The organism is Streptomyces sp., from assembly GCF_031181555.1.
GTDB classification, from domain to species: domain Bacteria; phylum Actinomycetota; class Actinomycetes; order Streptomycetales; family Streptomycetaceae; genus Streptomyces; species Streptomyces fimbriatus.
Genome location: NZ_JAPSKQ010000017.1, coordinates 16590 through 39584 on the forward strand (window position 1 = coordinate 16590; position 22995 = coordinate 39584).

The following is a 22995-nucleotide window of genomic DNA, read 5'->3' on the forward strand; positions in this document are numbered from 1 at the left end:
GTGGGGTGAACGACACCGACAAGCCCCTGCCGCCCGACGAACTGGGCCCGCGCCTGATGGAGGTGTTCGATCTGGTCGGCCCGCTGTACCGGCGGGTGCAGCGCAAGGTCGAGCAGGGCGAGGCCGTCGAGGGGCTTTCCGTCGGCGTGCGCGCCGTGCTGGACCTGTTGCACAAACACGGGCCGATGACCGTCCCGCAGATGGGCCGCGCCCAGGCGATCAGCCGCCAGTTCGTCCAGCGCATGGTCAACGACGCCGCGGCGCGGGGGCTGGTGGAGAGCATCCCCAACCCCGCGCACCAGCGGTCCTCGCTGATCCGGCTCACGGACGAGGGCCGGACGGCGATCGCGGCCGTGGTCGCCCGTGAGCACGCCGTGCTGCGGGACGTGGGCGGCGGTCTCACCGACGCCGACGTACGGACCTGTGTGCGGGTGCTGGCCGAGATGCTGAAGCTCTTCGACCACGTCGACGTGAACTGACCGCGTCCCGCGGCCCGGGGGTCCTACTCCCCCATGACCAGTCCGTCCTGCGCCGCGCCGCGGCTCAGCACCACGTCCCGGATCCGGTCGCGCACGGCCCGCACCTCGGCGCCCTCGGCGAGCGCCCGGTTGAGGTTGACCACCCGTCCGGCGTCCACGTCGAAGAGCTGCGGGACGAACTCCGCCCGGGTCACCTCCCAGCGGCCGCCCGGACGCGCCGGCGGGGCGAAGGTGAAGCGGCCGAGCGTGGACCGGTTGCCGCGCGGGTCCCGGACGCCCTCGTGGTTGAACATCTCACCGGCGATCTGGTCGCCCATCCCGTAGATCACCCAGGTGCCGTTGACCTTCTCGTAGGCCTGCGGGACATGCGCGTGCGTACCGAGGATCAGGTCGATGTCGGGGCGGTCCCCGGTGCGGGAGGCGGTGAGCGAGCGGGCGAGGGTGACCTGCTGCTCGTCGGGGGCCTCCTGCCATTCGGTGCCCCAGTGCAGGGAGACGACGACCACGTCGGCTCCGGCCCTGCGCGCGGCCCGGGCGTCGGCGATGATCCGCGCCTCGTCGATGAGGTTCACCGCCCAGGGCAGGTCAGGCGGCAGCGGGAGGCCGTCGGTGCCGCGGGTGTAGGCGAGGTGGGCGACGCGTGCCGGACCCGCCCGCAGGACGGCCGCCGTGCGGGCCTCCTGCTCGGTGCGCGCCGAGCCGGCGTGCCGCAGGCCCGCTTGGTCGAGGGCGTCCAGGGTGCGGCGGATGCCGTCCGGGCCGTCGTCCAGGGTGTGGTCGGAGGCGGTGGAGCAGCCGTCGTAGCCGGTGGCGGCGAGATCCCGGGCCACCTCGGGCGGGGATGTGAGGACGGGGTAGCCGGTGTAGTCGCCGTTCGCGCCGTACACGGCCTCCATGTGGCACAGCGCCACGTCGGCGCTCTCCACCACGGAGCGGATGCCGGAGAGCATCGGCCGGAAGTCGTGACCGGTGCCGCCCGCGTCGAAGCGGGCGCGTTCGATGATCGAGGCGTGCGGCAGCACGTCCCCCGAGGCCACCAGGGTGAAGCCGCGGGCCGGCGTGGCGGAAGGGGCCGGACGGCCGGATTCCGGCGGTCGGTGGTCACGGGCCTGACAGGCGGCACCCGCGGCGAGGACGACGGTCAGGGCCACGGCCACCTGTCTACTGCGTGTGATCATCACTTCACTCCGCTGTAGTCGTATTTACTGGTGAACAGGTAAGAATCCGGTTACGGGCTGCCGCTGCTCCGACACGCTCATTAGGCCGTCCGGCGTGTGAGAACCGCCGCCCCGACCGTTCGTCGAACCGTTCGTCGACGCGATCGACCGTCCGTCGCACGCCCCTGCGCGCGCCCTGTCCCCGGGGGGCGCCGTACGCTGCCATACGGCCATGACGGCCGGAATCACACTCACGAACGGGACGACCGCCGAGCACGAGCTCGCCGCACTGCAGCGCGAGCACGGCCGGCCCCTCTTCGCGCTGCTGCTCCGGCTCTGCGACGGAGACCGGCAGCGCGCGGAGGACCTGGTCCAGGAGACGCTGGTGCGCGCCTGGCAGCATCCCGAGGCCCTGCGCGCCGAGAACTTCGACTCCGTGCGGCCCTGGCTGCTCACGGTGGCGCGGCGGCTCGCGATCGACGCGCGGCGTGCCCGGCAGGCGCGGCCGGCCGAGGTCGGGGACGCCGTGCTGGAGAACGCGCGGGTGATCTCCGACCACGCCGAGCGGGCCGCGGCCACGCTCGACGTCCGCGAGGCTGTGAAGACACTCACTCCGGAGCACCGTGAAGTACTGGTGCTCGTGTACTTCCAGGGGGCGAGTGTGGCGGAAGCCGCGGCGGCCCTCGGGATTCCACCCGGTACCGTGAAGTCCCGCGCGTACTACGCGCTGCGTGCCCTGCGCCGGGTGCTTCCGGGATACGCCGCCGACCTGCGGTGAAACCGGACGTCGGGTCAAACCTCCGTAAAGCGCCTTGCCGATGACCCCCGTTGAGTAATCGGCTGTCCTCATCCGTGTTCCGGACCGGGGATCCGGGGTCGGGCGACGCGCACGTACCGGAGGAAGGCAGGAAGGGATGCTGCACAGAGGTCAAGAGAGCACGGACGGCTCCGGCGACGGTGAACTGACCGTCCCCATGGCCTGGTTGTACGCCGAGTACATCGCCGACGAACTGCTGCGCAGCGGCGATCTCATGCCGCCGACGTCCTTCGAGTTCCGGGCCGGCCGGGACGCGCTGGCGCTGACCGTCTTCCTGTCCGACACCGACGGCGAGCTGTCCGGCGTCCGGGTGGTCACCCAGCTGGAGACCTGGCTGTCGCTGACCGCGTACGACCAGCCGTGGCAGGAGTGGGTCGAGGAACGCCTGGCCCACCTGGCCGCGGACGCCGCCGCGTCCGGCGGTGCCGCGCCGGAGGCGGACCTGGAGCTGGCCCGGCAGGCCTGGCGCTGGCTGCAGGAGACGGAGCTGCTCGCGCCCGATCTGAACGCGGTGCCGGGCGGCGGCTCGGTGGCCGGTGAGGACGAGGGGCCCAAGGTGTGGACGCCGGCCTGGCAGCTCGGGCTGCCGCTCGGCCACCTCGCCATCCACCTTTTCTAGATTCCTCGGGGATCCGACCAATCCGCGGGCCGGAGGGCTCCGAATCCTTCGGTCACGATTCGGCACGTTGCTTGAGTGATCCGGCTGCCTGGTGCGTACCGGTGGGAGCAAGGAGTGACCCCACCCCCACCCAACGGCACGAGGATTCGGCATGAGGTCCCTGGAGAGGCATCGCGACGTCGGCGCCTACGCGCTCGGCGTGCTGGACGAGGCGGAGGCGTTCCGCTTCGAGGACCACCTCATGGAGTGCCCCAGCTGCGCTGCCCAGGTGACCGAATTCGGCCCGACCGCACGGCAGTTGATGCTGTACCGGCGCTCTACGCCGCGGCTGGTGCATCCGCTGGCCGAGCCGGGCCCGAGGATGCTGGACCGGCTGCTGTCCCAGGTGGCGGCCCGGAACCGGGCGGGGCGCCGCAGGATGCTGCTCGCACTGGCCGCCTCGGTGGTGTGCGCGGTGTCCGCGCCGGCGGTCGCGATGGTGACGGGCGACGGTGGCGGGGCCGCCGTGAGCATCGCGGCGACCGACGAGCGGTCCGGGGTGTGGGCGCAGGTCACCACGGAGGACGAGGCCTGGGGCAGTCAGGTGGAGCTGAAGGTCAAGGACGGGGCGGGTCCCCGCGCCTGCCATCTGGTGGTGGTCGGCCGTGACGGCTCCGAGGAGACCGCGACCAGCTGGAGCGTGCCCCGGCACGACGCCCGGCCCAGCACGATGCTGGGCGGATCCGCCCTGCACCCCGAGGAGATCGCCCGCTACGAGGTCCGTACCGCGGACGGCGAGCACCTGGTGACCCTGCGGCCCCGGTGAGCCGGAACCGGCGCGGCCCCGGCTGAGCAGCCGGGAGGGCCCGCGGCCGGCCGGGGATGTGCCGCCGGTCCGGCAGGCCGGGCAGCGCGCCCTTGGCCTGTCGGCGTTCGCCGGGCGGCGGATCCGCCGTGCGCCGCTCGTCGAAGTCGCCGGCCGGCGGGTCCGGGCCGAGCCGGGTGACGCCCGGACCTCCTGCGGACCGGCCGCGACGTACGCCGCGGGCCCGCTTCCGGTGCCGGCCCTCGACGGCCGTCGGGGGCGGGGCGCGGGTCTTCGGGGCGCTGGTCACCACGGGCGGTACGCGTACGGTCCCGTGGCCGGCGGGGAGGTCCTCGGGCGCCCCGGCCCCGGGGAGTTCCGGCACGGGGCGAGAGCGCGACCGGGGGCGGGGTCAGACCGGGTCGGGCTCCTTGGCGACGACGAACTCGCACCACACGCACTTGCCGCCGCCGCGTGCCTCCACCCCCCAGACGTCCGTGAGCATCTCGACCAGCAGCAGGCCGCGGCCGGAGACGCCCGACTCCCCCGCATCGCGGCGGCGCGGCAGGGCGCTGGAGGAGTCCTCGACCTCCACGCGCAGCCGCCGCTCGCTGCCGGTGAGGGCCCGGAGGGTGACGACCGCGGCGCCCTCGGTGTGCATCAGGGCGTTGGTGATCATCTCGTCGGCGACCAGTTCGACCTCGTCGGCGCGGTCCCGGGCACCCCAGGAACTGACCGCCGTGCGGATCATGCGCCGGGCCTCGGAGAGTGCCTCGGGATCGCCGGGTGCCACGTGCTGCTGGAACCGGCCGCCGGAGCGCGGGCTGTCCAGGGCGCGGCGGCGCAGCAGGAGCAGGGCCACGTCGTCGCCGCCGCCGCGTTCCCCGGCCGCGTCGATGAGCCGGTCGGCGAGCTCGCGCACGTCGTCGGGGCCGGTGGTGACGAGCGCGGAGAGGGCCTCCATGCCGTCGTCGAGGTCGGTGCCGGGCTGCTCGACCAGGCCGTCGGTGCACAGCAGCAGGGTGTCGCCGGGGTCGAGCTCCATGGTGCTGACCGGGTAGTCGAGCCGCCCGAACTCGGCGGACAGGCCGAGCGGCAGCCCGCCGGAGACGAAGACGCGGTGGCAGGAGCCGTCGGTGCGCCGCACCAGCGGCTCGATGTGACCGGCCCGGACCATCTGGAGCACGCCGGTGGACAGGTCGGCCTCGGCGTAGAGGCAGGTCGCGGAGCGGTCGGTGTCGAGTTCGTGCAGGAAGACGGAGGCGCGGGCCATCACGGTGGCCGGCGGGTGCCCTTCGGCGGCGTAGGCGCGCAGCACGATGCGCAGCTGTCCCATGACGGCGGCGGCGTGGGTGTCGTGGCCCTGGACGTCACCGATGACGGCGCCGACCCGGCCCCCGGGCAGCGGTATCAGGTCGTACCAGTCGCCGCCGATGTCCCGGCCGACGGAGCCGCCGATGGTGGCGGCCCGGTAGCGCACGGCGACGTCGGCGCCGGGCACGCTGGGGATGGTGCGCGGCAGCATGGCCTGCTGCAGGCCCTGGGCGAGGTCCATCTCCTGCTCGTAGAACATCGCGCGCTGCAGGCTCTGGGCGATGCTGCTGCCCAGGGCGACCAGGACGTTGCGCTCCTCGGCGGAGAAGCCGCGCCGGTCGCTGTACAGCAGGCCCATCGCGCCGATGGGGCGGGCCTGGACGATGAGCGGCAGATAGGCGGCGGAGGTGATGTTCAGCCCGGTGATGCCCTGCCACAGCCGCGGGTAGCGCTCGGCGAACTCCTCCGGTGACTCGATGAAGCGCGGACTGAGGGTCCGCACCGCCTCGCTCATCGGGTACGGCTCGTCGATCCGGGTGACCTCGGTGCCCGGCACGAAACTGTCCTCGGGGCCTTCCGCGATGAGCCGGATCCGGTCGGCCTCGACCAGACCCATGACGAGGCTGGTGGCGCCCAGATGGGTGAGCCCGTGGGTGTCCTTGAGGACGTCGATGACGTCCTGCACGGTGCGGGCGTGGGCGAGGGCGGCGGTGGCGAGCTGGACGATGTTGGTCTGCCGGCGGCGGGCGTCCTCCTGGGCGGCCTGCTCGCGCCGGGCCTCGCTGTCGGCGAGTTCCTGGGTGGCGTCCCGGACGATGCCGATGATGCGGCGGGGCCGTCCGGTCTCGTCACGGCGGATGTAGCCCTGGGTGTGGGTCCAGCGCAGGGAGCCGTCGCGGCAGCGGACCCGGAAGTAGGCGCCGTAGTTCTCGCTGCCGTCCTTCAGCGCCTGCGACACGGTGGTGTCCAGGCGCCGGGCCTCGCCGGGCGGGACCCGCTTCCCCAGGCTCTCGGGACGGTCGTCGTACTCGTCGGGGCGCACGTCGAAGATCTCGTGCGCCCGGGCGTCCATCTGCATCACCCCGGTGTCCAGGTCCCAGTCGAAGCTCCCCATGCGGTTGAGCGCCAGGATCGGATCCGGGTGGTCCGGCCAGTCGTCCGGGAGTGACGGGGCGCTCGCTCCCCGATCAGCCATGGGCCCACCTTGCCAGGGTTCGTCCGATTCTTCGACCGCTGTGCCGGAAGAGCGGACCGCCCGGCACGGCCGCCGTCCGTGGGGGAAGACGTCGCGGAGGCTTTCGAGGATGCGGTCCGCCGTCGCGGCTTTCGGGGATCTGTGCGACTCCTGCGCGCTTCCTCCACGCGGGTTGCACAGGCCGCGCGGTGGCATACGGGGAGTCACAGGGGGCGATGGAAGGTCCGGCGGGACAATGGCGGAGGGAGCGCAGTGCCGTGGAGTGGTTCACCGCATCCGACTACTGGCTGACCCGGCTGGTCTTCCAGCGGTCGCTGGCCGGGCTGTACCTGGTCGCGTTCCTGACGGCGGCGCTGCAGTTCCGTGCGCTGATCGGGGAGCGCGGCATGCTGCCGGTGCCGCGTTTCGTCGAGCGGGTGCCGGCGCGCCGGTCGCCGAGCCTGTTCCACCTGCACTACTCGGACCGGTTCTTCGCGCTGTGCGCGTGGTCCGGCTGCGCGGTGTCGGCGGCGCTGCTCGCGGGGCTGGATTCGCTGCTGCCGCTGTGGGGCGGGATGCTGCTGTGGCTGGTGCCGTGGGCGCTGTACCTGTCGATCGTCAACGTCGGGCAGACCTGGTACTCGTTCGGCTGGGAGTCGCTGCTCCTGGAGGTCGGCTTCCTCGCCGTCTTCCTCGGCAACGACGAGGTGGCCCCGCCGGTCGTCGTGCTGTTCCTGCTGCGGTGGATCCTGTTCCGCGTGGAGTTCGGCGCGGGGCTGATCAAGCTGCGCGGCGACGAGTGCTGGCGGAAGCTGACCTGCCTGGACCACCATCACGAGACGCAGCCGATGCCGGGGCCGCTGAGCTGGTTCTTCCACCACCTGCCCAAGCCGCTGCACCGGGTGGAGGTGGCCGCGAACCACGTCACCCAGCTCGTCGTGCCGTTCCTGCTGTTCGCCCCGCAGCCGGTCGCCACGGCCGCCGCCTCGCTGATGATCGTCACCCAGCTGTGGCTGGTGCTGTCGGGCAACTTCGCCTGGCTGAACTGGATCACGATCGTGCTGGCCCTGTCGGCGGTCGCCTTCCCGGCCGACCCGCCGGACGTGCCCGGCCCGCCGCTGTGGTACGTGGTGGTCGTCCTCGCGGTGTCCGCGCTGCTGCTCGCCCTCAGCTACCGTCCGGTGCGCAACATGCTCTCCCGCCGCCAGGTGATGAACCGCTCCTTCGACCCGCTGCACCTGGTCAACACCTACGGGGCGTTCGGCAGCGTCAGCCGGGTCCGGTACGAGGTGGTGATCGAGGGCACGGCGGACGAGGCGGCCCGGCAGGACTCCGACTGGCGGGAGTACGAGTTCAAGGGAAAGCCGGGTGATCCGCGGCGCTGGCCGCGCCAGTTCGCCCCGTACCATCTGCGGCTCGACTGGCTGATGTGGTTCGCCGCGCTGTCGCCCGCGTACGCCGGGCCGTGGTTCGGCGCGCTGGTGGAGCGCCTGCTGGAGAACGACCGCGACACGCTGAGGCTGCTGCGCCGCTCCCCGTTCCCGCCGGACGCGCCGCCCCGGTACGTCCGCGCCCGCCTGTTCCGCTACCGCTACACGACCTGGCGGGAGCTGCGGGAGACGGGCGCGTGCTGGGAGCGGACGTACGTGCGGGAGTTCCTGCCGCCGACCCGGCTGGCACAGCCGGCTCAGAGGCCGTAGACGCGGACGGCGGTGGTCTCGAAGAGCTGACGGCGTTCGGTGGCGCCGAGGCCCCGGGCCAGCGCCCGCGCGGTGGAGAGGACGTCGCCGTACGCCGCCGCCAGGGTGCACACCGGCCAGTCCGAGCCGAACATCAGCCGGCCGGGCCCGAAGGCGTCCAGCACGACGTCGGCGTACGGGCGCAGGCCGTCGATGCTCCAGGAGGCCGGGTCGGCCTCGGTGACCAGGCCGGAGAGCTTGCACACCGTGTTCGGCAGGGCGGCCAGGGCGCGGACGTCGGACGCCCAGGGTTCGAGCGTGCCCGAGGCGACGGGGGGTTTGCCCGCGTGGTCGAGGACGAAGGTGAGCCGCGGCAGCGCCGCGGCCGCCCGGACGCACGCCGGGAGCTGGCTCGGCAGCACCACCAGGTCGTAGGCCAGCCCCGCGTCGGCCACGGCGGCGAGTGAGCGTTGTACGTCCGGCCGCAGCAGCCACTCGGGGTCGGGCTCGCTCTGGACCTGGTGGCGGACGCCCTTCAGGTACTGTCCGCCGGGCAGTTCGCGCAGCCGGGCCAGTTCGTCGGCGACGCCGGGGCGGGTGAGGTCGGTCCAGCCGACGACGCCGGCGATCGGCTCGTGCGCGTCGGCGAGGGCCAGCAGCTCGGGGGTCTCCTCCGGGACGGTGACCGTCTGGACGAGGACGGTGCGCTCGACACCGGCCGCCCTCGCCTGGGGGATCAGGTCGTCCATGGTGAAGTCGCGGCGCAGGGGCCGCAGGCCGGGTCCGGTGATCCAGTCCTGGTCGCGGACGGACAGGTCCCAGACGTGGTGGTGCGCGTCGACGGTCACGGCGGCTCCCCCACTCCGGGCGGGACCGGGTCGGGGCGCCCCCGGGTGTGCGGGGCGACTCTCACGAGGGCTCCTCGGCGGGGACGGGTGCGTCGGACGGCAGCAGGCCGGTGTCGCGCAGCTCCTGCCAGAGGGCGGCGGGCACCGGGGTGGCGAACTGGTCGGCGCAGTCGTGGACTTCGGCCGTCGAGCGGGCGCCGACCAGCACGCTCGCGACCGCCGGGTGGGCGGCGCAGAAGGCCAGGGCGGCGGCGCGCAGGGTGGTGCCGTGGCGTTCGGCCGCTTCCCTGATGCGCAGGGCGCGGTTCAGCAGCGCGGCGGGCGCGGGCGCGTAGTCGTACGTGGCGCCCGGCCGGGGGTCCGCGAGCAGACCGGAGTTGAAGGCACCGCCGATGACGACGGACGTGCCGTGTTCCAGGGCCGCGGGCAGCAGCGCGGCCGAGGCGCTCTGGTCGAGCAGGGTGTGGCGGCCGGCGCACAGGACGACGTCGACGTCGGTGTCGCGGACGAAGCGGGTGAGCATCGCGGTCTGGTTCATGCCCGCGCCGATCGCCCCGACGACGCCCTCCGCGCGGAGCTCCTCCAGGGCCGGGTAGCCCTCGCGGAAGGCCTGTTCGGCGTGGTCGTCGGGGTCGTGGAGGTAGACGACGTCGACGCGGTCCAGGCCGAGGCGTTCCAGGCTCGCCTCCAGGGTGCGCCGTACGCCGTCGGCGCTGAAGTCCCAGACGCGGCGGTGGGTGGCGGGCACGGCGAAGCCGTGGGCGAGGTCGTCGCCGCCGGCGTCGGCGGGTTCGAGGCGGCGACCCACCTTGGTGGACACGGTGTACTGCTCGCGCGGGTACTCCCGCAGGGCCGCGCCGAGGCGGCGTTCGGCCAGGCCGATGCCGTAGTGCGGCGCGGTGTCGAAGTAGCGGATGCCGCGCCGCCAGGCGGCCCGCACCGTCTCGTGCGCCGCCTCCTCCCCGACCTCGGTGTACAGGTTGCCGATCCCGGAGCTGCCGAAGGCCAGGCCGGTGACCTCGACGCCGCTGCGGCCGAGCCGGTTCACCGGTCCGCCGGGCGCGGCCGCAGTCCCTGCATGCCGCCGTCGACCGCGAGGGCCGTGCCGGTGGTGGCGCCGGACAGCGGGCTCGCCAGGTAGGCGATGGCGCCCGCGACCTCGGCGGCCGAGACCAGGCGGCCGGTGGGCTGGCGGGCCTCGAGGGCGGCGCGTTCGGCGGCCGGGTCGTCGGCCGCGTCGAGCAGCCGGCCGACCCAGGGGGTGTCGACCGTGCCCGGGTTGACGCAGTTGACGCGGATGCCCTCGTGGACGTGGTCGGCGGCCATGGCGAGGGTGAGGGAGTACACGGCGCCCTTGGTGGCGCTGTACAGGGCCCGCTGCGGCAGGCCCGCGGTGGCGGCGACGGAGCAGGTGTTGACGATCGCCGCGTGCGCGGAGGCGCGCAGGTGCGGCAGACAGGCGCGGGCGGTGCGGACCATGCCGAGGACGTTGACGTCGAAGACGCGGTGCCATTCGTCGTCCGAGTTGGCCTCCACGGTGCCCTGCGCACCGATGCCGGCGTTGTTGACCAGTACGTCGAGGACGCCGTGGCCGCCGAGGCCGTCCACGGCGGCGGCCACCGCCGCGCGCACCGAGGTGTCGTCGGTGACGTCGGCGCGGTACCCGGTGAGGGGCGCGCCGACGGACGAGGGGTCCAGGTCGAGGACGGCCACCCGGGCGCCGCGCTCCGCCAGGAGGTCCGCGGCGGCCCGGCCGATGCCGGAGGCCCCGCCGGTGACCAGGGCCGTCAGGCCCTCGAAGTCGCTCATGCCACCTGCTCCTTCTCCTTCTGCGGGTCCGTGTCGGCGGCCCAGAAGGCGCCGTCGGGGTAGGTGTACCGGGCGAGGGACTCCGGGCGCATGGCGGCCGAGAAGCCCGGTGCGAGCGGGGCCCGGTAGTGACCCTCGCGGACCACCACCGGGTCGAGGAAGTGGTCGTGCAGATGGTCGACGTACTCGATGACGCGGTCCTCGGTGGTGCCGGAGAGGGCCACGTAGTCGAACATCGACAGGTGCTGGACGAGTTCGCACAGGCCGACTCCGCCGGCGTGCGGGCACACCGGCACGCCGTACTTGGCGGCGAGCAGGAGGACGGCCAGGTTCTCGGGGACCCCGCCGACGCGGGCCGCGTCGATCTGGACGACGTCGAGGGCGCCGGCCTGGAGGAACTGCTTGAAGACGATCCGGTTCTGCACGTGCTCGCCGGTGGCCACCTTCACCGGGGCGACGGCCCGGCGGACGGCCGCGTGGCCGAGGACGTCGTCGGGGCTGGTGGGCTCCTCGATCCAGTACGGGTCGAACGCGGCGAGCGCCCTGGTCCAGCGGATCGCCTCGGCCACGTCCCAGCGCTGGTTGGCGTCGACCGCGATGCGCACGTCCGGTCCGACGACCGCGCGGGCGACCCGGCAGCGCCGGATGTCGTCCTCCAGATCGGCTCCGACCTTGAGCTTGATCTGCCGGAAGCCGTCGGCGACCGCCCGCGCGGCGAGCCGGGCCAGCTTGTCGTCGTCGTAGCCGAGCCAGCCGGGTGAGGTGGTGTACGCGGGGTAGCCGCGCTCCAGCAGCCGGGCCGTGCGCTCCTCGGCGCCCTCCCGGCCGCGGCGCAGGAGGGTCAGGGCCTCCTCGGGGGTGAGGGCGTCGGTGAGGTAGCGGAAGTCGACCTGCCGGACGAGCCATGCGGGGTCGGCCTCGGCGAGCAGCCGCCACAGCGGCCTGTCCGCGCGCTTGGCGGCCAGGTCCCAGACCGCGTTGACGACCGCCCCGATCGCCATGTGCATCACGCCCTTCTCGGGTCCGAGCCAGCGCAGCTGGCTGTCGCCGATCAGGTCGCGGTTCAGGACGGAGGGGTCGGCGCACAGCTCGTCGGCGGACCGTCCGACCAGATGGCCGCGGAGCGCCTCGATCGCGGCGACCTGGACGTCGTTGCCCCGGCCGATGGTGAACGCGAAGCCGTGCCCCTCGTGGCCGTCGGCGGCGTCGGTGCGCAGGACGACGTAGGCCGCCGAGTAGTCGGGGTCGGGGTTCATCGCGTCGGAGCCGTCGAGTTCGCGGGAGGTGGGGAACCGGACGTCGTAGGTGTCGACGGCGGTGACGCGGACGGGCTGCGGGGGCACGGAGGGCCTTTCGCTGGGCGACGATGACCGCATACTTATCAGACCACTTGCCGCCGGGAACACCCCCCGGACGCAATGAACCGCCCTTTCGAGCACACATGGTCGGACCACTTCCGTCGTTAGACTGCGACGCACCCGGTGAGTGGAGGAGCGGCGTGGAGGAGACGGCCCCGCGGAAGGGCACCGTGACGCAGCGCGGCATCGAGCGGATCAAGGCGATGATCGCCGAAGGCGGGCTGGCACCGGGGCAACGGCTGCCCACCGAGCGGGATCTCGCCGCCCAGTTGGGCATGTCCCGCAGTTCGATGCGGGAGGCGATCCGTGCGCTCACGGTGCTGGGCGTGCTGGAGGCCCGGCACGGCTCGGGCATCTACGTCACGCGGCTGGAGGCCGCGGACCTGCTGGAGACGTTCGGGGTGGTGGCCGATCTGTCCCGGGGGCGGCGGCTGGTCGAGCTGCTGGAGGTGCGGCGGGTCCTGGAGTCGACGGCGACCGCGCTGGCGGCGGCGCGGATCACGCCGGACCGGCTGGCCGAGGTGGGAAGGCGCCTGGCGGCGATGAACGCCACCGACGATCCCGAGGAGATCCTCGCCCACGATCTCGCCTTCCACCGCGAGATCGCCGCGGCGGCCGGCAACGAGACCATGGCCGCGATCCTGGACGGGCTGTCCTCGCGGACCCTGCGCGCCCGGGTCTGGCGCGGCTACCAGGAGGAGGACGCCTTCGCCCGCACCCGCCGCGAACACGCCGCCATCCACCGCGCCCTCGTCGCCCGCGACCCGGAGGCCGCGCGGGCGGCGGCGGCCGCACACGTGGGCGAGGTCGAGGAGTGGCTGCGGGCGCGGACGGCGGGCTGAGGGGCGCGGGACCGGACCGCGGCCGGACCGGTCCCGGCGCACGGGTCAGGCCCGCTTCAGCCGCAGCGTCATCAGCTCGAAGGGGCGCAGCCGTACGCGGATCCGGCCGTCGTCGAGGCCCGGCGGCTCCGTGTCCGCCAGCGGGCGTTCCAGCAGGTCGGTCACCTGGACGTCCGCGGCCGCGAACCCGGTGGTGAGCGTGGCGCGGGCACGGCCCCCGTGGGCCTCGTGGAAGCGGACGACGACGTCGCCACTGCCGTCGTCGGCCAGCTTGACCGCCGTGACCACCACGCACTCCTGGTCGACCGTCACCAGCGGGGCGACCTCGCCGGCCCCGGTGAGCCGCCGCTGGGGCAGGTTGATCCGCCAGCCCTCGCGCACCGCGTCGCCGATCCCCGCGCCCGGCACCAGCGCGTGCCGGAAGCGGTGCACGCCCTGGTCGGTCTCGGGGTCGGGGAAGCGCGGGGCGCGCAGAAGGGAGACACGAACGGTGGTGGTCGTACCGCGGTCGCCGTCGGTGCGGACGGTACGGGTCACGTCGTGGCCGTACGTCGAGTCGTTGACGACCGCGACGCCCCAGCCCGGTTCCTCCAGGTGGACGAAGCGGTGGTTGCACGCCTCGAACCTGGCCGCCTCCCACGAGGTGTTGGTGTGCGTGGGCCGGTGGACGTGCCCGAACTGGGTCTCGGACGCGTACCGTTCGGCGTGCAGGTCGAGCGGGAAGGCGAGCTTGAGGAACTTCTCCGTCTCGTGCCAGTCGACCTCGGTGTCCACCACCAGCCGCCGCTCCCCCGGCGCGAGCGACAGCACCTGGGTGACCCGGGAGCCGCCGAAGGAACGCGCGACCCGCACCGACGCGCCGTCCTCCCCGGCGGCGATCTCGTCCACGTCGGTCAGATCGGTGACCGTGTTGCGGTAGAACGCGTCGACGTCCCAGGCGTCCCACATGTTCGGGAAGTCCGGGTGCAGTTGGAGGAGGTTGCCGGCCCGCCCGGGGGCGATGGCCTCGCGGTCGGCCTCGATGTCGCGGGCGGAGACCACCAGGCCCCGGACGTCGATCTCGACCCGCAGGATCCCGTTGGCCAGGACGTACCCGCCCCCGGCACGGCCCGACAGCTCCGTACGCCCCTGCTCCGCCGGGGTGCGCGCACCGCCCGCCGGGACGCCCGCGCGGGAGTGCGGGGCGGCGTTGAAGACGAGCGGGGTGGTGCCCTCGCCGGCCAGGGCGCGCTGGGCGGCCTCGACGATGCCGTTCAGCTCCTCCGCGATCCGCTCGTAGGTCGCGCGGGCCTCGCGGTGCACCCAGGCGATGGAGGAGCCGGGCAGGATGTCGTGGAACTGGTGCAGCAGCACCGTCTTCCAGATCCGGTCCAGCTCCGCGTACGGGTAGGGGAATCCGGTCCGCACGGCCGCCGTGGCCGCCCACAGCTCGGCCTCGCGCAGGAGGTGTTCGCCGCGCCGGTTGCCCTGCTTGGTCCCGGCCTGGCTGGTGAGGGTGGCGCGGTGCAGTTCGAGGTAGAGCTCGCCGACCCAGACGGGCGGTTCCGGGTACTCGGCCTCGGCCTTCGCGAAGAACGCGGCCGGCGTCTCCCAGGTCACGGTCGCCGACCCCTCGAGGTCCCTCAGCCGGGCCGCCCTGGCGACCATCTCCCGGGTGGTGCCGCCGCCCCCGTCGCCCCAGCCGGTGGGCGCCAGCGAGCGCCGGGCGACGCCCTTGTCCCGGAAGTTGCGGACCGCGTGGGCGATCTCGCCGCCCCTCATCGAGCAGTTGTAGGTGTCGACGGGCGGGAAGTGGGTGAAGATCCGGGTGCCGTCGATGCCCTCCCACCGGAAGGTGTGGTGCGGGAACGTGTTCGTCCGCGACCAGGAGATCTTCTGCGTCAGCAGGTACCGGGAGCCCGCCGCCCTGATGATCTGGGGCAGGCCCGCGGCGAAGCCGAAGGTGTCCGGCAGCCACGCCTCGTCGTTCTCGATGCCGAACTCGTCGAGGAAGAACCGCTTTCCGTGCACGAACTGCCGGGCCATCGCCTCCGAGCCGGGCATGTTGGTGTCCGACTCCACCCACATGCCGCCGGCCGGCACGAACCGCCCGTCGGCCACGGCCTTCTTGACCCGGACCCACACCTCGGGCCGGTGCTCCTTCACCCACGCCCACTGCTGGGCCTGGGACATGGCGAAGACGAACTCCGGCTCGTCGTCGAGCAGCGCGGTCATGTTGGCCGCCGTACGGGCGGCCTTGCGCACGGTCTCGCGCAGCGGCCACAGCCACGCCGAGTCGATGTGCGCGTGCCCGACGGCGCTGATGCGGTGGGCGGAGGGCACGGCGGGCGCGGCGAGGACGCCGGTGAGCCGTGAACGGGCGCGCTGCGCCGTGCCGTTCACGTCCTGGAGGTCGATCGCGTCCAGTGCGCTCTCCACCGCTCGCAGGATCTCCCAGCGGCGCGGCGACTCCACCGGCAGCTCGGCCATCAGCTCGCCGAGCACCTCCAGGTCGATCACCAGCTGCCAGACGGTCTCGTCGAGGACGGCGAGGTCCATCCGGGCGAGCGTGTACTGCGGTTCGCCGCCGGCGGTGTCCTTGTCGCCGAGTGGTGTGGGCCGGAAGGGGTGGTGGCCGAGGATGACGGGGTTGGAGGCGGCCTCGATGTGCAGGCGCACCTCCTCGCCGCCCTCGACGGGGGCACCGATCCGCACCCACTGGTTGCGCGGGTTCAGGCCCTTCACCGGAGTGCCGTCGGGCCGGTAGACCAGGCCCTCGCACTGGAATCCGGGCATGTCCTCGTCGAAGCCGAGGTCGAGGATCGCCTCGACGGTCCTCCCGGCCCACGCCTCGGGGACGGTCCCGGTGACCCGGAACCAGCTGGTGCCCCAGGGAGCACCCCAGCGGGCGCCCGCCTCGACGGGTTCGGGCTCGGCCGCGAGGCCCTCGGCGACCGGGACGGGTTCTCCGGGTGCGTGCCACACCGCGACCTCGAGGGGGACGGACTCGGGGTACACGGCGGGACGGATGCGCTCGTCGAGGACACGCCTGAGGCGGGCTTCGACCAGGGTGCGGTCGTCATGCATGCGGGGTGCTCCGTAGCGGTGGCGGGGGTGGACGGGTCGGCCGCTCAGGGCGGTGGTCACCAGGTGGGCGCGGGGTCACGCGTCCGGACGTGGTGTACAGCTCCCCCACCGCGCGCGGTTCGAATCACCTCCGGCGCTCCCCCGGTTCGGGCCGGGGGCCGCCGGCGATCCGGCGCCCGCGGCCCGTGGCCGGTGGTGAACGCACCGGCCCGGTCGCCCGGACTCTCGACGTGAGGCCCTGGCCAGGGCACAGTTCTCCCTGCGTACTCGCCGGTACGCACTGCCCTGTTCCCCCTCGCCACGAGGAGCCGAAGGTGACCAGTTGGGTCGGCCGGACCGCCGTCGAGATCGCCGCCGCCGTACGGGAGAAGCGGGTCGCGCCGCGGGAGGTGGTCGCGGAGCACCTCGCGCGGATCGAGCGGCTCGACGGGCGCATCGGGGCCTTCCGCACGGTACGGGCCGAGGCCGCCCTCGCCGAGGCCGACGAGGTGGCCGCTCGCGCCGGGCTGGGCGAACTGCCCCTGGCCGGGGTGCCGGTGGCCGTCAAGGACAACCTCGCCGTGCGCGGCGAGAGCATGCGCGTCGGGTCCGCCGCGACCCCGGACACGCCCGCCGGACGGGACCACGAGACGGTGGCCCGGCTGCGGGCGGCGGGCGCGGTGGTCGTGGGGCTGACGAACGTGCCGGAGCTGTGCGTCTTCGGCACCACCGAGGGCGTCCACGGCACCGCCCGCAACCCCTGGGACCCGGCGCGTACCGCGGGAGGGTCGTCCGGGGGCAGCGCGGCCGCCGTCGCCGCCGGGATGGTGCCGATCGCGCTCGGCAACGACGGGATGGGTTCGCTGCGCATACCGGCCGCCAACTGCGGCCTGGTCACCATCAAGCCGGGCCGCGAGGTGGTGCCCGCGGGGATCGGGGACGGTGACTGGTTCGGGATGTCGGAGAACGGGCCGCTCGCCACGACGGTCGAGGACGCCCGTCTGATGCTCGAGGTCCTCGCCGGCGCCGGGGCCGTGCGCCGCCCCGGGAACGACACCCGCAGGATCGCCGTGTCCCTGCGCAGCCCGTTGGCCGGCGCCCCCGTGACCCGGCCGTACGCGGCGGCCGCCCGGGAGGCCGCCGGGGTGCTGATCAAGGCCGGGCACCAGGTGCGGCGGGCCGATCCGCCGTACCCGGTGTCGCTGGGCGTGACCGCGCTGGCCCACTGGACGGCGGGGACGGCCGTGGACGCACGGGGTGTCGACGCCCGGCTGCTGACGCGGCGCACCCGGGTGCACGCGGCCATCGGCCGGCGCTGCGAGCACACCGTGCGTTCCGGGGCCGGCCGGGAGCGGCTGCGGCAGCGGCTGGAGCCGTTCTTCGCCGAGTACGACGTCCTGCTCACCCCGGCGCTGGCCCGCCGCTCCCCCAAGGCCGCGCCCTGGCACGAGCGGGGCTGGCTGCGGAACGTGGCCGCCAACTCGGCGTACTCACCGCTGACCCCGCCCTGGAACCTGACGGGCTGGCCCGCGATGTCCGTCCCGTTCGGAACCCTGCCGTCCGGCGCGCCCTGCGCGGTCCAGCTGGTGGGCCCTCCGGGGTCGGAGGCGGGTCTGCTGGAGATCGCCGGGCAGTTGGAACAGCGGCACCCGTGGCAGCGGATCGCGCCCCTGGAGTAGCGCCCCGGCCGGAAACGGTGTTGCCGTGGTCCGCGGCGGGCGCCTAGGGTCGGCCGGGTGACTGCCGGGTCGGCCGTGGGCCATACACGTAAGGCGCTCCCGGCCTCGGTGTGAGGCCGGTGGGGGGCCTCCCCCCGCTCGAGCGGAGCCGACAGCCGGGAGGGGCACGCGCCCCGCCTCCTTCTCCGCGTTCCTTCCGCCGCGCCTCTCGCGCGGCGTCCCCGACGGAGACGACAACCCGGAGACGAATCCAGCCATGCCCGAAGCACAGCACTCTTCCACGACCGAACCGCCCGCCACGACCGTCCGGTTGGACCACACCGTCGTCCACGCCCACGACCGGCGGCTGTCGGCGGAGTTCCTCGCCGCGATCCTGGGCCTGGAGGTCGGCGCCCCGTTCGGGCCGTTCCTGCCCGTCGACCTCGGCAACGGGGTGACGCTCGACTTCTACGAGAAGCGGGACGAGCCGATACAGCCGCAGCACTACGCGTTCCTCGTGCCCGGGGAGCGGTTCGACGCGATGATCGCCCGCCTGGAGGCGGTCGGGGTCACCTACTACGCCGACCCGGGGCACACCGAGCCCGGCCGGGTCAACGACCTGTTCGGCGGTCGCGGCGCCTACTTCGACGACCCGGACGGCCACAACATGGAGATCATGACCCGGCCCTACGTCCGGCCGTAGAGACGGGACCCCCGGTCACAGCGCCCGGTACATGATGTGCAGCCCGACCCGGCCGTGCCGGGGATGCTCGTACGCCTCGGGAACCGTCCCGAGGATCTCGAACCCCAGGGACGTCCACAGCCTCACGGCCGGGTTGGTCTCGACGACGGCGTTGAACACCATGCCCCGGTAGCCGGCCGCCCGGGCCTCGGTCAGGACGTGCTCGGCGAGGACGCGGCCGAGGCCCCGGCCGGCACGGTCCGGGTCGACCATGAAACCGGCGTTGGCGATCCGGGCGGCCGGACCGCCGTAGTTGGGGGTGAGGTAGGCGGAGGCGACGACGGCCCCGGAGTCGTCCTCGACGACGTAGACCTGTTTGGCCGGGTTCATCCACAGGGCCCGGGCGTCCTCCTCGGAGGTGCCCGGGTCCCACGTGTAGGTCTCGCCCGCGGCGACGATGCGGTGCCAGAACGGCCAGATGCGCGGCCAGTCGTCGGAGGTCGCTTCCCTGATCGGCATGGACGTGAGTCTGGCATGCCGTGCGACCGGCGATCGCGAAGGGGTGGCGGATGTCAGTCGACGCTGGGGAGGATGTGGGGCTCGGCGAGGTCGTCCTCGTAACCCGCGAGGCGGATCGGGGCCGACCGGGCCCACACGTCCAGGCTGCCGAGCTCCCCGGGCCGGCGGCCCGCGCGCTCCGGGCGTTCCTTGGGACGCTGTTCGCGTTTCGTCTTCTCCGGTGTCACCGCGCACTCCTTATGTGTCGGTCACCCTAGGGACGTGCTGCGCCGGTCCTGCCGCGCCGTGCGCCGGACGTCCGCTCGGGCCTGTATCGAAAGCGGTTCGGACGCGGTGGCGCCGGTAACTCGAGGGAGAGCAGGCCGTTGTGAACCGGCTTGTCCCATGACGGACCGTGGGTGCGGGTAGGACCCTTGCTGCTGTCCGTCCTCATCAGGGTAACCAAATGAGCGGCCCCCTGCTCGATGGGGCTCAAAACCGAGGGTAACAATCGCGCGTCGCGCCGTACTCAACGCCCCCCAATGTGCCCCTATTTAGGCATGCACGCACTTTGCCCGGTCACTCATTCGGACTACACGGCGTCGGCGTTCTCGGGAAGACCGCGTGGTCATGGCGAAGTTCAGGTCCCGTTGGCCGACACGCAAGCTCGTCATGGTCTGCTGCCGCACGGCAACGGCTGTCTCCCGGGAGGACCGGCGCATGGAGCTGCGCACCGTCGAGGAGCTGATGGACCTGCTGTACGCGTGTCGGGGCACCCGGGAGGTGCCGGGCCGGGGCGGCACCCCGGTCGACGCCCACGAGCACGCGCTGCGGACCGCCGCGCTGCTGCGCCGCGGCCGGCCCGCGGACAAGGAGCTCCAGGTGGCGGGCCTGGTGCGGCCCGTCGGCCTGCTGCTGTGGCCGGCCGAACCGGTGGGACGGGCCGACCGTGCGGCGGACGCGATACGGGCCCTGCTCGGCGAGCGGGTCGCCGGCCTGGTCCGCCGTCACCCTCGAAGCGGCCCTCCCGCCGACGACGACCTCCTCACCCTGCGCGCTGCGGACGAGGAGGCCCGCGCCACCTGTTTCGACGCCGGGGTCCTGGAGGACTGGCGCACCGTGCTGGAGCTGCTGGCGGCGCGCAACTCACGGCTGGGCGCGGTCGACTGACGGGCCGCCGGTCCGTCCGCCGCCGTCACCACTTGCCGGGCGCGTAGTCCTTCAGGAAGACGCCGTACAGGTCCTCGCCCGCCTCGCCGCGCACGATGGGGTCGTAGACGCGGGCCGCGCCGTCGACCAGGTCGAGCGGGGCGTGGAAGCCGGCCTCGGCGAGGCGCACCTTGTCCGGGTGGGGGCGCTCGTCGGTGATCCAGCCGGTGTCGACGGCCGTCATCAGGATGCGGTCCTTGTCGAACATCTCCTGGGCGCTGGTGCGCGTGAGCATGTTCAGGGCGGCCTTGGCCATGTTGGTGTGCGGGTGGCCGGCGCCCTTGTAGCCGCGGGCGAAGACGCCCTCCATGGCGGAGACGTTCACGATGTACCTCCGCCGGGCCGGGGAGGCCGCCATGGCCGGGCGGAGCCGGCTGATGAGGAGGAACGGCGCGGTGGAGTTGCAGAGCTGGACCTCGAGCAGCTCGACCGGAGTGACCTCCTCCACCGTCTGCACCCAGCTGTTGGTGTCGTGCAGGTCCGGGACCAGACCACCGGCGTCGATCGCGGTGCCGGCGGCGATGCGCTCCAGGGAGGCGGAGCCGGAGACCAGCGCCAGGTCGGTGACGTCCTGCGCGGTGAGCGCGCCGCTCCCGGCGACCGGGAGCTCGGCCACCGCGCCGGAGCCGAAGGTGCCGATCACCTCGGCCGCGGGCAGTTCACCGGCGGGCAGCGGGGCGGACTCGGCGGCGACCAGCTCGCTGTAGGCCTGCGGGGAGCGCCGGACGGTCTGGGCGGCGTTGTTGATGAGGATGTCGAGCGGTCCGGCGGCGGCGACCGAGTCGGCGAGCGCGACGACCTGGGCGGGGTCGCGCAGGTCGATGCCGACGATCTTCAGCCGGTGGATCCACTCGTCGCTGTCGGGCTGGGCCTTGAAGCGGCGGATGGCGTCGTTCGGGAAGCGGGTGGTGATCGTGGTGTGCGCGCCGTCGCGCAGCAGCCGCAGCGCTATGTACATGCCGATCTTGGCGCGGCCACCGGTGAGCAGGGCGCGCTTGCCGGTGAGGTCGGTGCGGGCGTCGCGCCGGGCCCGGTTCTCGGCGGCGCACTTCTGGCACAGCTGGTGGTAGAAGTAGTCGACCTCGACGTAGCGGGTCTTGCAGACGTAGCAGGAGCGGGGGCGCTGGAGGATCCCCGCGATCTGACCGGGCGCGACGCGGGAGGACGGCAGGATGCCTTCCGTCTCGTCGTCGATGCGCTCGGCGGAGCCGGTCGCGGTGGCCTCGGTGACCGCCCTGTCGTGGGCGGTCTTGGCGGCCCGGCGTTCCTGGCGCCGGCGCTGCTTGACGGTGCGGTAGATGTGCGAGGTGGCCCGGCGGACCAGGATCGCGTCCGGGTGGTCGACGTCGAGCTTGTCGAGTTCCTCGAGCACGCTGAGGCAGACGGCGAGCCGCTCCGGGTCGATGCCGGGCCCGTGTGCCACCGCGTCCGTGGCCCGGGGGCCGTCCTCTGTCACCGTCATCGCCGCTGCCGTTTCCCGCTCTGCCGTCGCGGCGCTCCGTATCGCGCCCGCTGTCGAACGGGGGATTTTACGGAGCGTCGGGCCGCAGCGCCAAACCCGCGGTGATCAGGTGTCGCAGGCGTCGATCAGTGTCTCCGCCTCCTCGGTCACCGCGGCGGCCAGCCGGTCGAGGTCCGGGACGGCCGCGCCGTCGGCCACCAGCCCGTAGTGGACGCGTCCGCGGTAGGTGGAGACCGCGACCGCGAGGGAGTGTCCGGGGGCCAGCGGCGCGAGCGGGAAGACCGCGCCGAGCGGGTCGCCACCGAGCTTCAGGCCGAAGCCGGGCAGCGGCACGCTGGTGACCAGGACGTCGAACCAGAGGCGGGCCGCCTGGCCGAGCAGCGGTCCGCCGAGCCGGTGGCCGAGCGGCGGCACGTGGTCGGCGAGCAGGGCGACGGCACCGGCGCCCCGGTGGGGACCGGCGTCCTTGTTGCGGTCCATGGCGGTGCGCACCAGGGCGAGGCGCGCGAGCGGGTCCCGCTCGTCGACGGGCAGCCGCAGCAGGTACCCGGAGAGCCGGTTGCCCTGCGGGTGGGCGGTGCGCGGCCGGCGCCGGGAGACGGGGACGAGGGCGCGGGGGGCGACGCCCTCGCTGCCGTCGCCGCGCTCGTCGAGCCAGCGGCGCAGCGCGCCGGCGACGACCGCGATCAGTACGTCGTTGACGGTGCCGCCGACGCTCTTGCGGATCCGGTGCACGTCGTCGAGGTCGAGCACCACGCCGGCGGTGCGGCGGGTGCCGCTGGGGGCGCAGCCGAGCGCGGGCGAGGACCGCATGTCGAGGGTGGACCGGGCGACGGCGGCGCCGATGTCCAGGGCCCGTCCGGCGTCGGACAGGGCGCCCCGGACGAGGTCGGGCACCTTGCGCACGTCCGGGATTAGCCCGCGCGGCGGCTCGGCCGGGCGGGGCCGGGGTGCGGGCAGGTCCATCGGGTCCATCAGCGCGGCGGCCAGGGTGAGGGCGCGCAGCCCGTCGGCGAGGGCGTGGTGGAACTTGAACAGCACCGCGAACGAGGCACCGTCCTGTCCCGGCAGCACATGGGCCTCCCAGGGCGGTCGGCTGCGCTCCAGCGGGCGCTCCATGAGCCGCCCGGCCGCGGCGTGGAAGTCGGCGGCCGGGGCGTGCAGCCGGATGTGGTCCACGGGGTCGAAGCCGGGGTCGGGTTCCCGCGCGGCGCCACCGAAGGCGAACGGCCCGCGCAGGGCGGAGGCGAGCGGGCGGCGCAGGGCGGAGGCGAGCGACTCGCCCGGGGCCGGCCACGGGCGCCGGAGCGCCGAGAGCGACGGCCGCGCGGTGAGCGGCTGCCACACGTCCCGGATGCGCATCCGCAGGCCGGGTACGGCGGCGGCCCGGGCGGCGAGCAGGTCGGCCGCGTGGGCGCCCGCGGAGGGCGAGCGGGCCGCGAAGACGCCGAGCGCCCCCAGGTGCATGGGATGGCCGGCGGACTCCAGGTTCCAGAACGCCAGGTCGAGAGGAGCGAGCGGGTCTGCGGTCACGGGCTTGCCTCTCATCGGCAACGGGGCG

20 protein-coding genes are annotated in these 22995 nt (G+C 73.8%); 9 read left to right on the forward strand and 11 right to left on the reverse strand.

All coding sequences use genetic code 11. From position 1 onward, the window contains the following. Positions 1–5: 5 nt before the first annotated feature. A complete protein-coding gene (locus tag RIM90_RS06175) occupies positions 6–479 on the forward strand; it encodes a MarR family transcriptional regulator (protein ID WP_309059538.1) in 474 nt (157 codons plus the stop codon). 23 nt (positions 480–502) lie between these two features. Here RIM90_RS06175 and RIM90_RS06180 read toward each other — a convergent pair whose 3' ends face one another. After that, on the reverse strand, positions 503–1657 hold the full coding sequence (locus RIM90_RS06180) for a CapA family protein (protein WP_309059539.1): 1155 nt from the start codon (positions 1655–1657) through the stop codon (positions 503–505). Positions 1658–1868: 211 nt separating this feature from the next. On the opposite strand from RIM90_RS06180, the gene RIM90_RS06185 reads away from it, so the two are divergent. The 3 genes from RIM90_RS06185 (at position 1869) to RIM90_RS06195 (ending at position 3877) form a co-directional block, all read left to right on the forward strand. Next, positions 1869–2414, forward strand: a complete 546-nt coding sequence (locus tag RIM90_RS06185) for a sigma-70 family RNA polymerase sigma factor (protein WP_309059540.1) — start codon at positions 1869–1871, stop codon at positions 2412–2414. A gap of 136 nt (positions 2415–2550) precedes the next feature. Beyond that, a complete protein-coding gene (locus RIM90_RS06190) occupies positions 2551–3072 on the forward strand; it encodes a hypothetical protein (protein WP_309059541.1) in 522 nt (173 codons plus the stop codon). 151 nt (positions 3073–3223) lie between these two features. Next, on the forward strand, positions 3224–3877 hold the full coding sequence (locus tag RIM90_RS06195) for a zf-HC2 domain-containing protein (RefSeq protein ID WP_309059542.1): 654 nt from the start codon (positions 3224–3226) through the stop codon (positions 3875–3877). A gap of 391 nt (positions 3878–4268) precedes the next feature. Here RIM90_RS06195 and RIM90_RS06200 read toward each other — a convergent pair whose 3' ends face one another. Further along, positions 4269–6365: a SpoIIE family protein phosphatase gene (locus RIM90_RS06200; protein WP_309059543.1), complete on the reverse strand. Its 2097-nt coding sequence runs from the start codon at positions 6363–6365 to the stop codon at positions 4269–4271. 257 nt (positions 6366–6622) lie between these two features. Here RIM90_RS06200 and RIM90_RS06205 point away from each other — a divergent pair, with 257 nt between their 5' ends. Continuing rightward, the gene (locus RIM90_RS06205) at positions 6623–8044 is read left to right on the forward strand and encodes a lipase maturation factor family protein (protein WP_309059544.1); all 1422 of its coding nucleotides are present in this window, start codon (positions 6623–6625) and stop codon (positions 8042–8044) included. Here RIM90_RS06205 and RIM90_RS06210 read toward each other — a convergent pair. The 4 genes from RIM90_RS06210 to RIM90_RS06225 form a co-directional block, all read right to left on the reverse strand. Then, positions 8032–8871, reverse strand: a complete 840-nt coding sequence (locus RIM90_RS06210) for an amidohydrolase family protein (protein WP_309059545.1) — start codon at positions 8869–8871, stop codon at positions 8032–8034. The genes RIM90_RS06205 and RIM90_RS06210 overlap by 13 nt on opposite strands. Positions 8872–8932: 61 nt before the next feature. Continuing rightward, positions 8933–9919: an aldo/keto reductase gene (locus RIM90_RS06215; protein WP_309059546.1), complete on the reverse strand. Its 987-nt coding sequence runs from the start codon at positions 9917–9919 to the stop codon at positions 8933–8935. After that, positions 9916–10680, reverse strand: coding sequence for an SDR family oxidoreductase (locus RIM90_RS06220; RefSeq protein WP_309059547.1), 765 nt, complete (start codon positions 10678–10680; stop codon positions 9916–9918). Before RIM90_RS06220 ends, RIM90_RS06215 begins: the two co-directional genes overlap by 4 nt. Next, positions 10677–12023 carry an enolase C-terminal domain-like protein gene (locus tag RIM90_RS06225; RefSeq protein ID WP_309059548.1) on the reverse strand — a complete coding sequence of 449 codons (1347 nt, stop codon included), beginning with the start codon at positions 12021–12023 and terminating at the stop codon, positions 10677–10679. Before RIM90_RS06225 ends, RIM90_RS06220 begins: the two co-directional genes overlap by 4 nt. Before the next feature lie 155 nt (positions 12024–12178). On the opposite strand from RIM90_RS06225, the gene RIM90_RS06230 reads away from it, so the two are divergent. Further along, entirely contained in the window at positions 12179–12880 is a 702-nt protein-coding gene (locus tag RIM90_RS06230) for a FadR/GntR family transcriptional regulator (RefSeq protein WP_309059549.1), read from the forward strand. Between the two features lie 45 nt (positions 12881–12925). Here RIM90_RS06230 and RIM90_RS06235 read toward each other — a convergent pair whose 3' ends face one another. Next, positions 12926–15946 (reverse strand): glycoside hydrolase family 38 C-terminal domain-containing protein, encoded by a 3021-nt coding sequence (locus tag RIM90_RS06235; protein ID WP_309059550.1) that lies wholly within the window; start codon positions 15944–15946, stop codon positions 12926–12928. Between the two features lie 314 nt (positions 15947–16260). Here RIM90_RS06235 and RIM90_RS06240 point away from each other — a divergent pair, with 314 nt between their 5' ends. Further along, the gene (locus RIM90_RS06240) at positions 16261–17604 is read left to right on the forward strand and encodes an amidase (RefSeq protein ID WP_309059551.1); all 1344 of its coding nucleotides are present in this window, start codon (positions 16261–16263) and stop codon (positions 17602–17604) included. A gap of 256 nt (positions 17605–17860) precedes the next feature. Further along, positions 17861–18286 carry a VOC family protein gene (locus RIM90_RS06245; protein WP_309059552.1) on the forward strand — a complete coding sequence of 142 codons (426 nt, stop codon included), beginning with the start codon at positions 17861–17863 and terminating at the stop codon, positions 18284–18286. Between the two features lie 15 nt (positions 18287–18301). Here RIM90_RS06245 and RIM90_RS06250 read toward each other — a convergent pair whose 3' ends face one another. After that, on the reverse strand, positions 18302–18784 hold the full coding sequence (locus tag RIM90_RS06250) for an N-acetyltransferase (protein WP_309059553.1): 483 nt from the start codon (positions 18782–18784) through the stop codon (positions 18302–18304). Between the two features lie 53 nt (positions 18785–18837). Beyond that, on the reverse strand, positions 18838–19011 hold the full coding sequence (locus RIM90_RS06255; protein ID WP_309059554.1) for a hypothetical protein: 174 nt from the start codon (positions 19009–19011) through the stop codon (positions 18838–18840). Positions 19012–19483: 472 nt separating this feature from the next. Between RIM90_RS06255 and RIM90_RS06260 the strand changes: the two genes are divergently transcribed. Further along, positions 19484–19933, forward strand: coding sequence for a hypothetical protein (locus RIM90_RS06260; protein ID WP_309059555.1), 450 nt, complete (start codon positions 19484–19486; stop codon positions 19931–19933). Between the two features lie 25 nt (positions 19934–19958). Here RIM90_RS06260 and RIM90_RS06265 read toward each other — a convergent pair whose 3' ends face one another. Together RIM90_RS06265 and RIM90_RS06270 are read right to left on the reverse strand one after the other, a co-directional pair. Continuing rightward, the gene (locus tag RIM90_RS06265; RefSeq protein ID WP_309059556.1) at positions 19959–21434 is read right to left on the reverse strand and encodes an SDR family NAD(P)-dependent oxidoreductase; all 1476 of its coding nucleotides are present in this window, start codon (positions 21432–21434) and stop codon (positions 19959–19961) included. A gap of 105 nt (positions 21435–21539) precedes the next feature. Continuing rightward, the gene (locus RIM90_RS06270) at positions 21540–22967 is read right to left on the reverse strand and encodes a wax ester/triacylglycerol synthase family O-acyltransferase (RefSeq protein WP_309059557.1); all 1428 of its coding nucleotides are present in this window, start codon (positions 22965–22967) and stop codon (positions 21540–21542) included. Positions 22968–22995: the final 28 nt, after the last annotated feature.

Excerpts from the sequence above, each read along its gene's own strand:
- RIM90_RS06180 (WP_309059539.1), bottom strand. The coding sequence starts at position 1,657 with ATGATCACACGCAGTAGACAGGTGGCCGTGGCCCTGACCGTCGTCCTC.
- RIM90_RS06185 (WP_309059540.1), top strand. The coding sequence starts at position 1,869 with ATGACGGCCGGAATCACACTCACGAACGGGACGACCGCCGAGCACGAG.
- RIM90_RS06190 (WP_309059541.1), top strand. The coding sequence starts at position 2,551 with ATGCTGCACAGAGGTCAAGAGAGCACGGACGGCTCCGGCGACGGTGAA.
- RIM90_RS06195 (WP_309059542.1), top strand. The coding sequence starts at position 3,224 with ATGAGGTCCCTGGAGAGGCATCGCGACGTCGGCGCCTACGCGCTCGGC.
- RIM90_RS06200 (WP_309059543.1), bottom strand. The coding sequence starts at position 6,365 with ATGGCTGATCGGGGAGCGAGCGCCCCGTCACTCCCGGACGACTGGCCG.
- RIM90_RS06220 (WP_309059547.1), bottom strand. The coding sequence starts at position 10,680 with ATGAGCGACTTCGAGGGCCTGACGGCCCTGGTCACCGGCGGGGCCTCC.
- RIM90_RS06235 (WP_309059550.1), bottom strand. The coding sequence starts at position 15,946 with ATGCATGACGACCGCACCCTGGTCGAAGCCCGCCTCAGGCGTGTCCTC.
- RIM90_RS06245 (WP_309059552.1), top strand. The coding sequence starts at position 17,861 with ATGCCCGAAGCACAGCACTCTTCCACGACCGAACCGCCCGCCACGACC.
- RIM90_RS06250 (WP_309059553.1), bottom strand. The coding sequence starts at position 18,784 with ATGCCGATCAGGGAAGCGACCTCCGACGACTGGCCGCGCATCTGGCCG.
- RIM90_RS06260 (WP_309059555.1), top strand. The coding sequence starts at position 19,484 with ATGGAGCTGCGCACCGTCGAGGAGCTGATGGACCTGCTGTACGCGTGT.
- RIM90_RS06265 (WP_309059556.1), bottom strand. The coding sequence starts at position 21,434 with ATGACGGTGACAGAGGACGGCCCCCGGGCCACGGACGCGGTGGCACAC.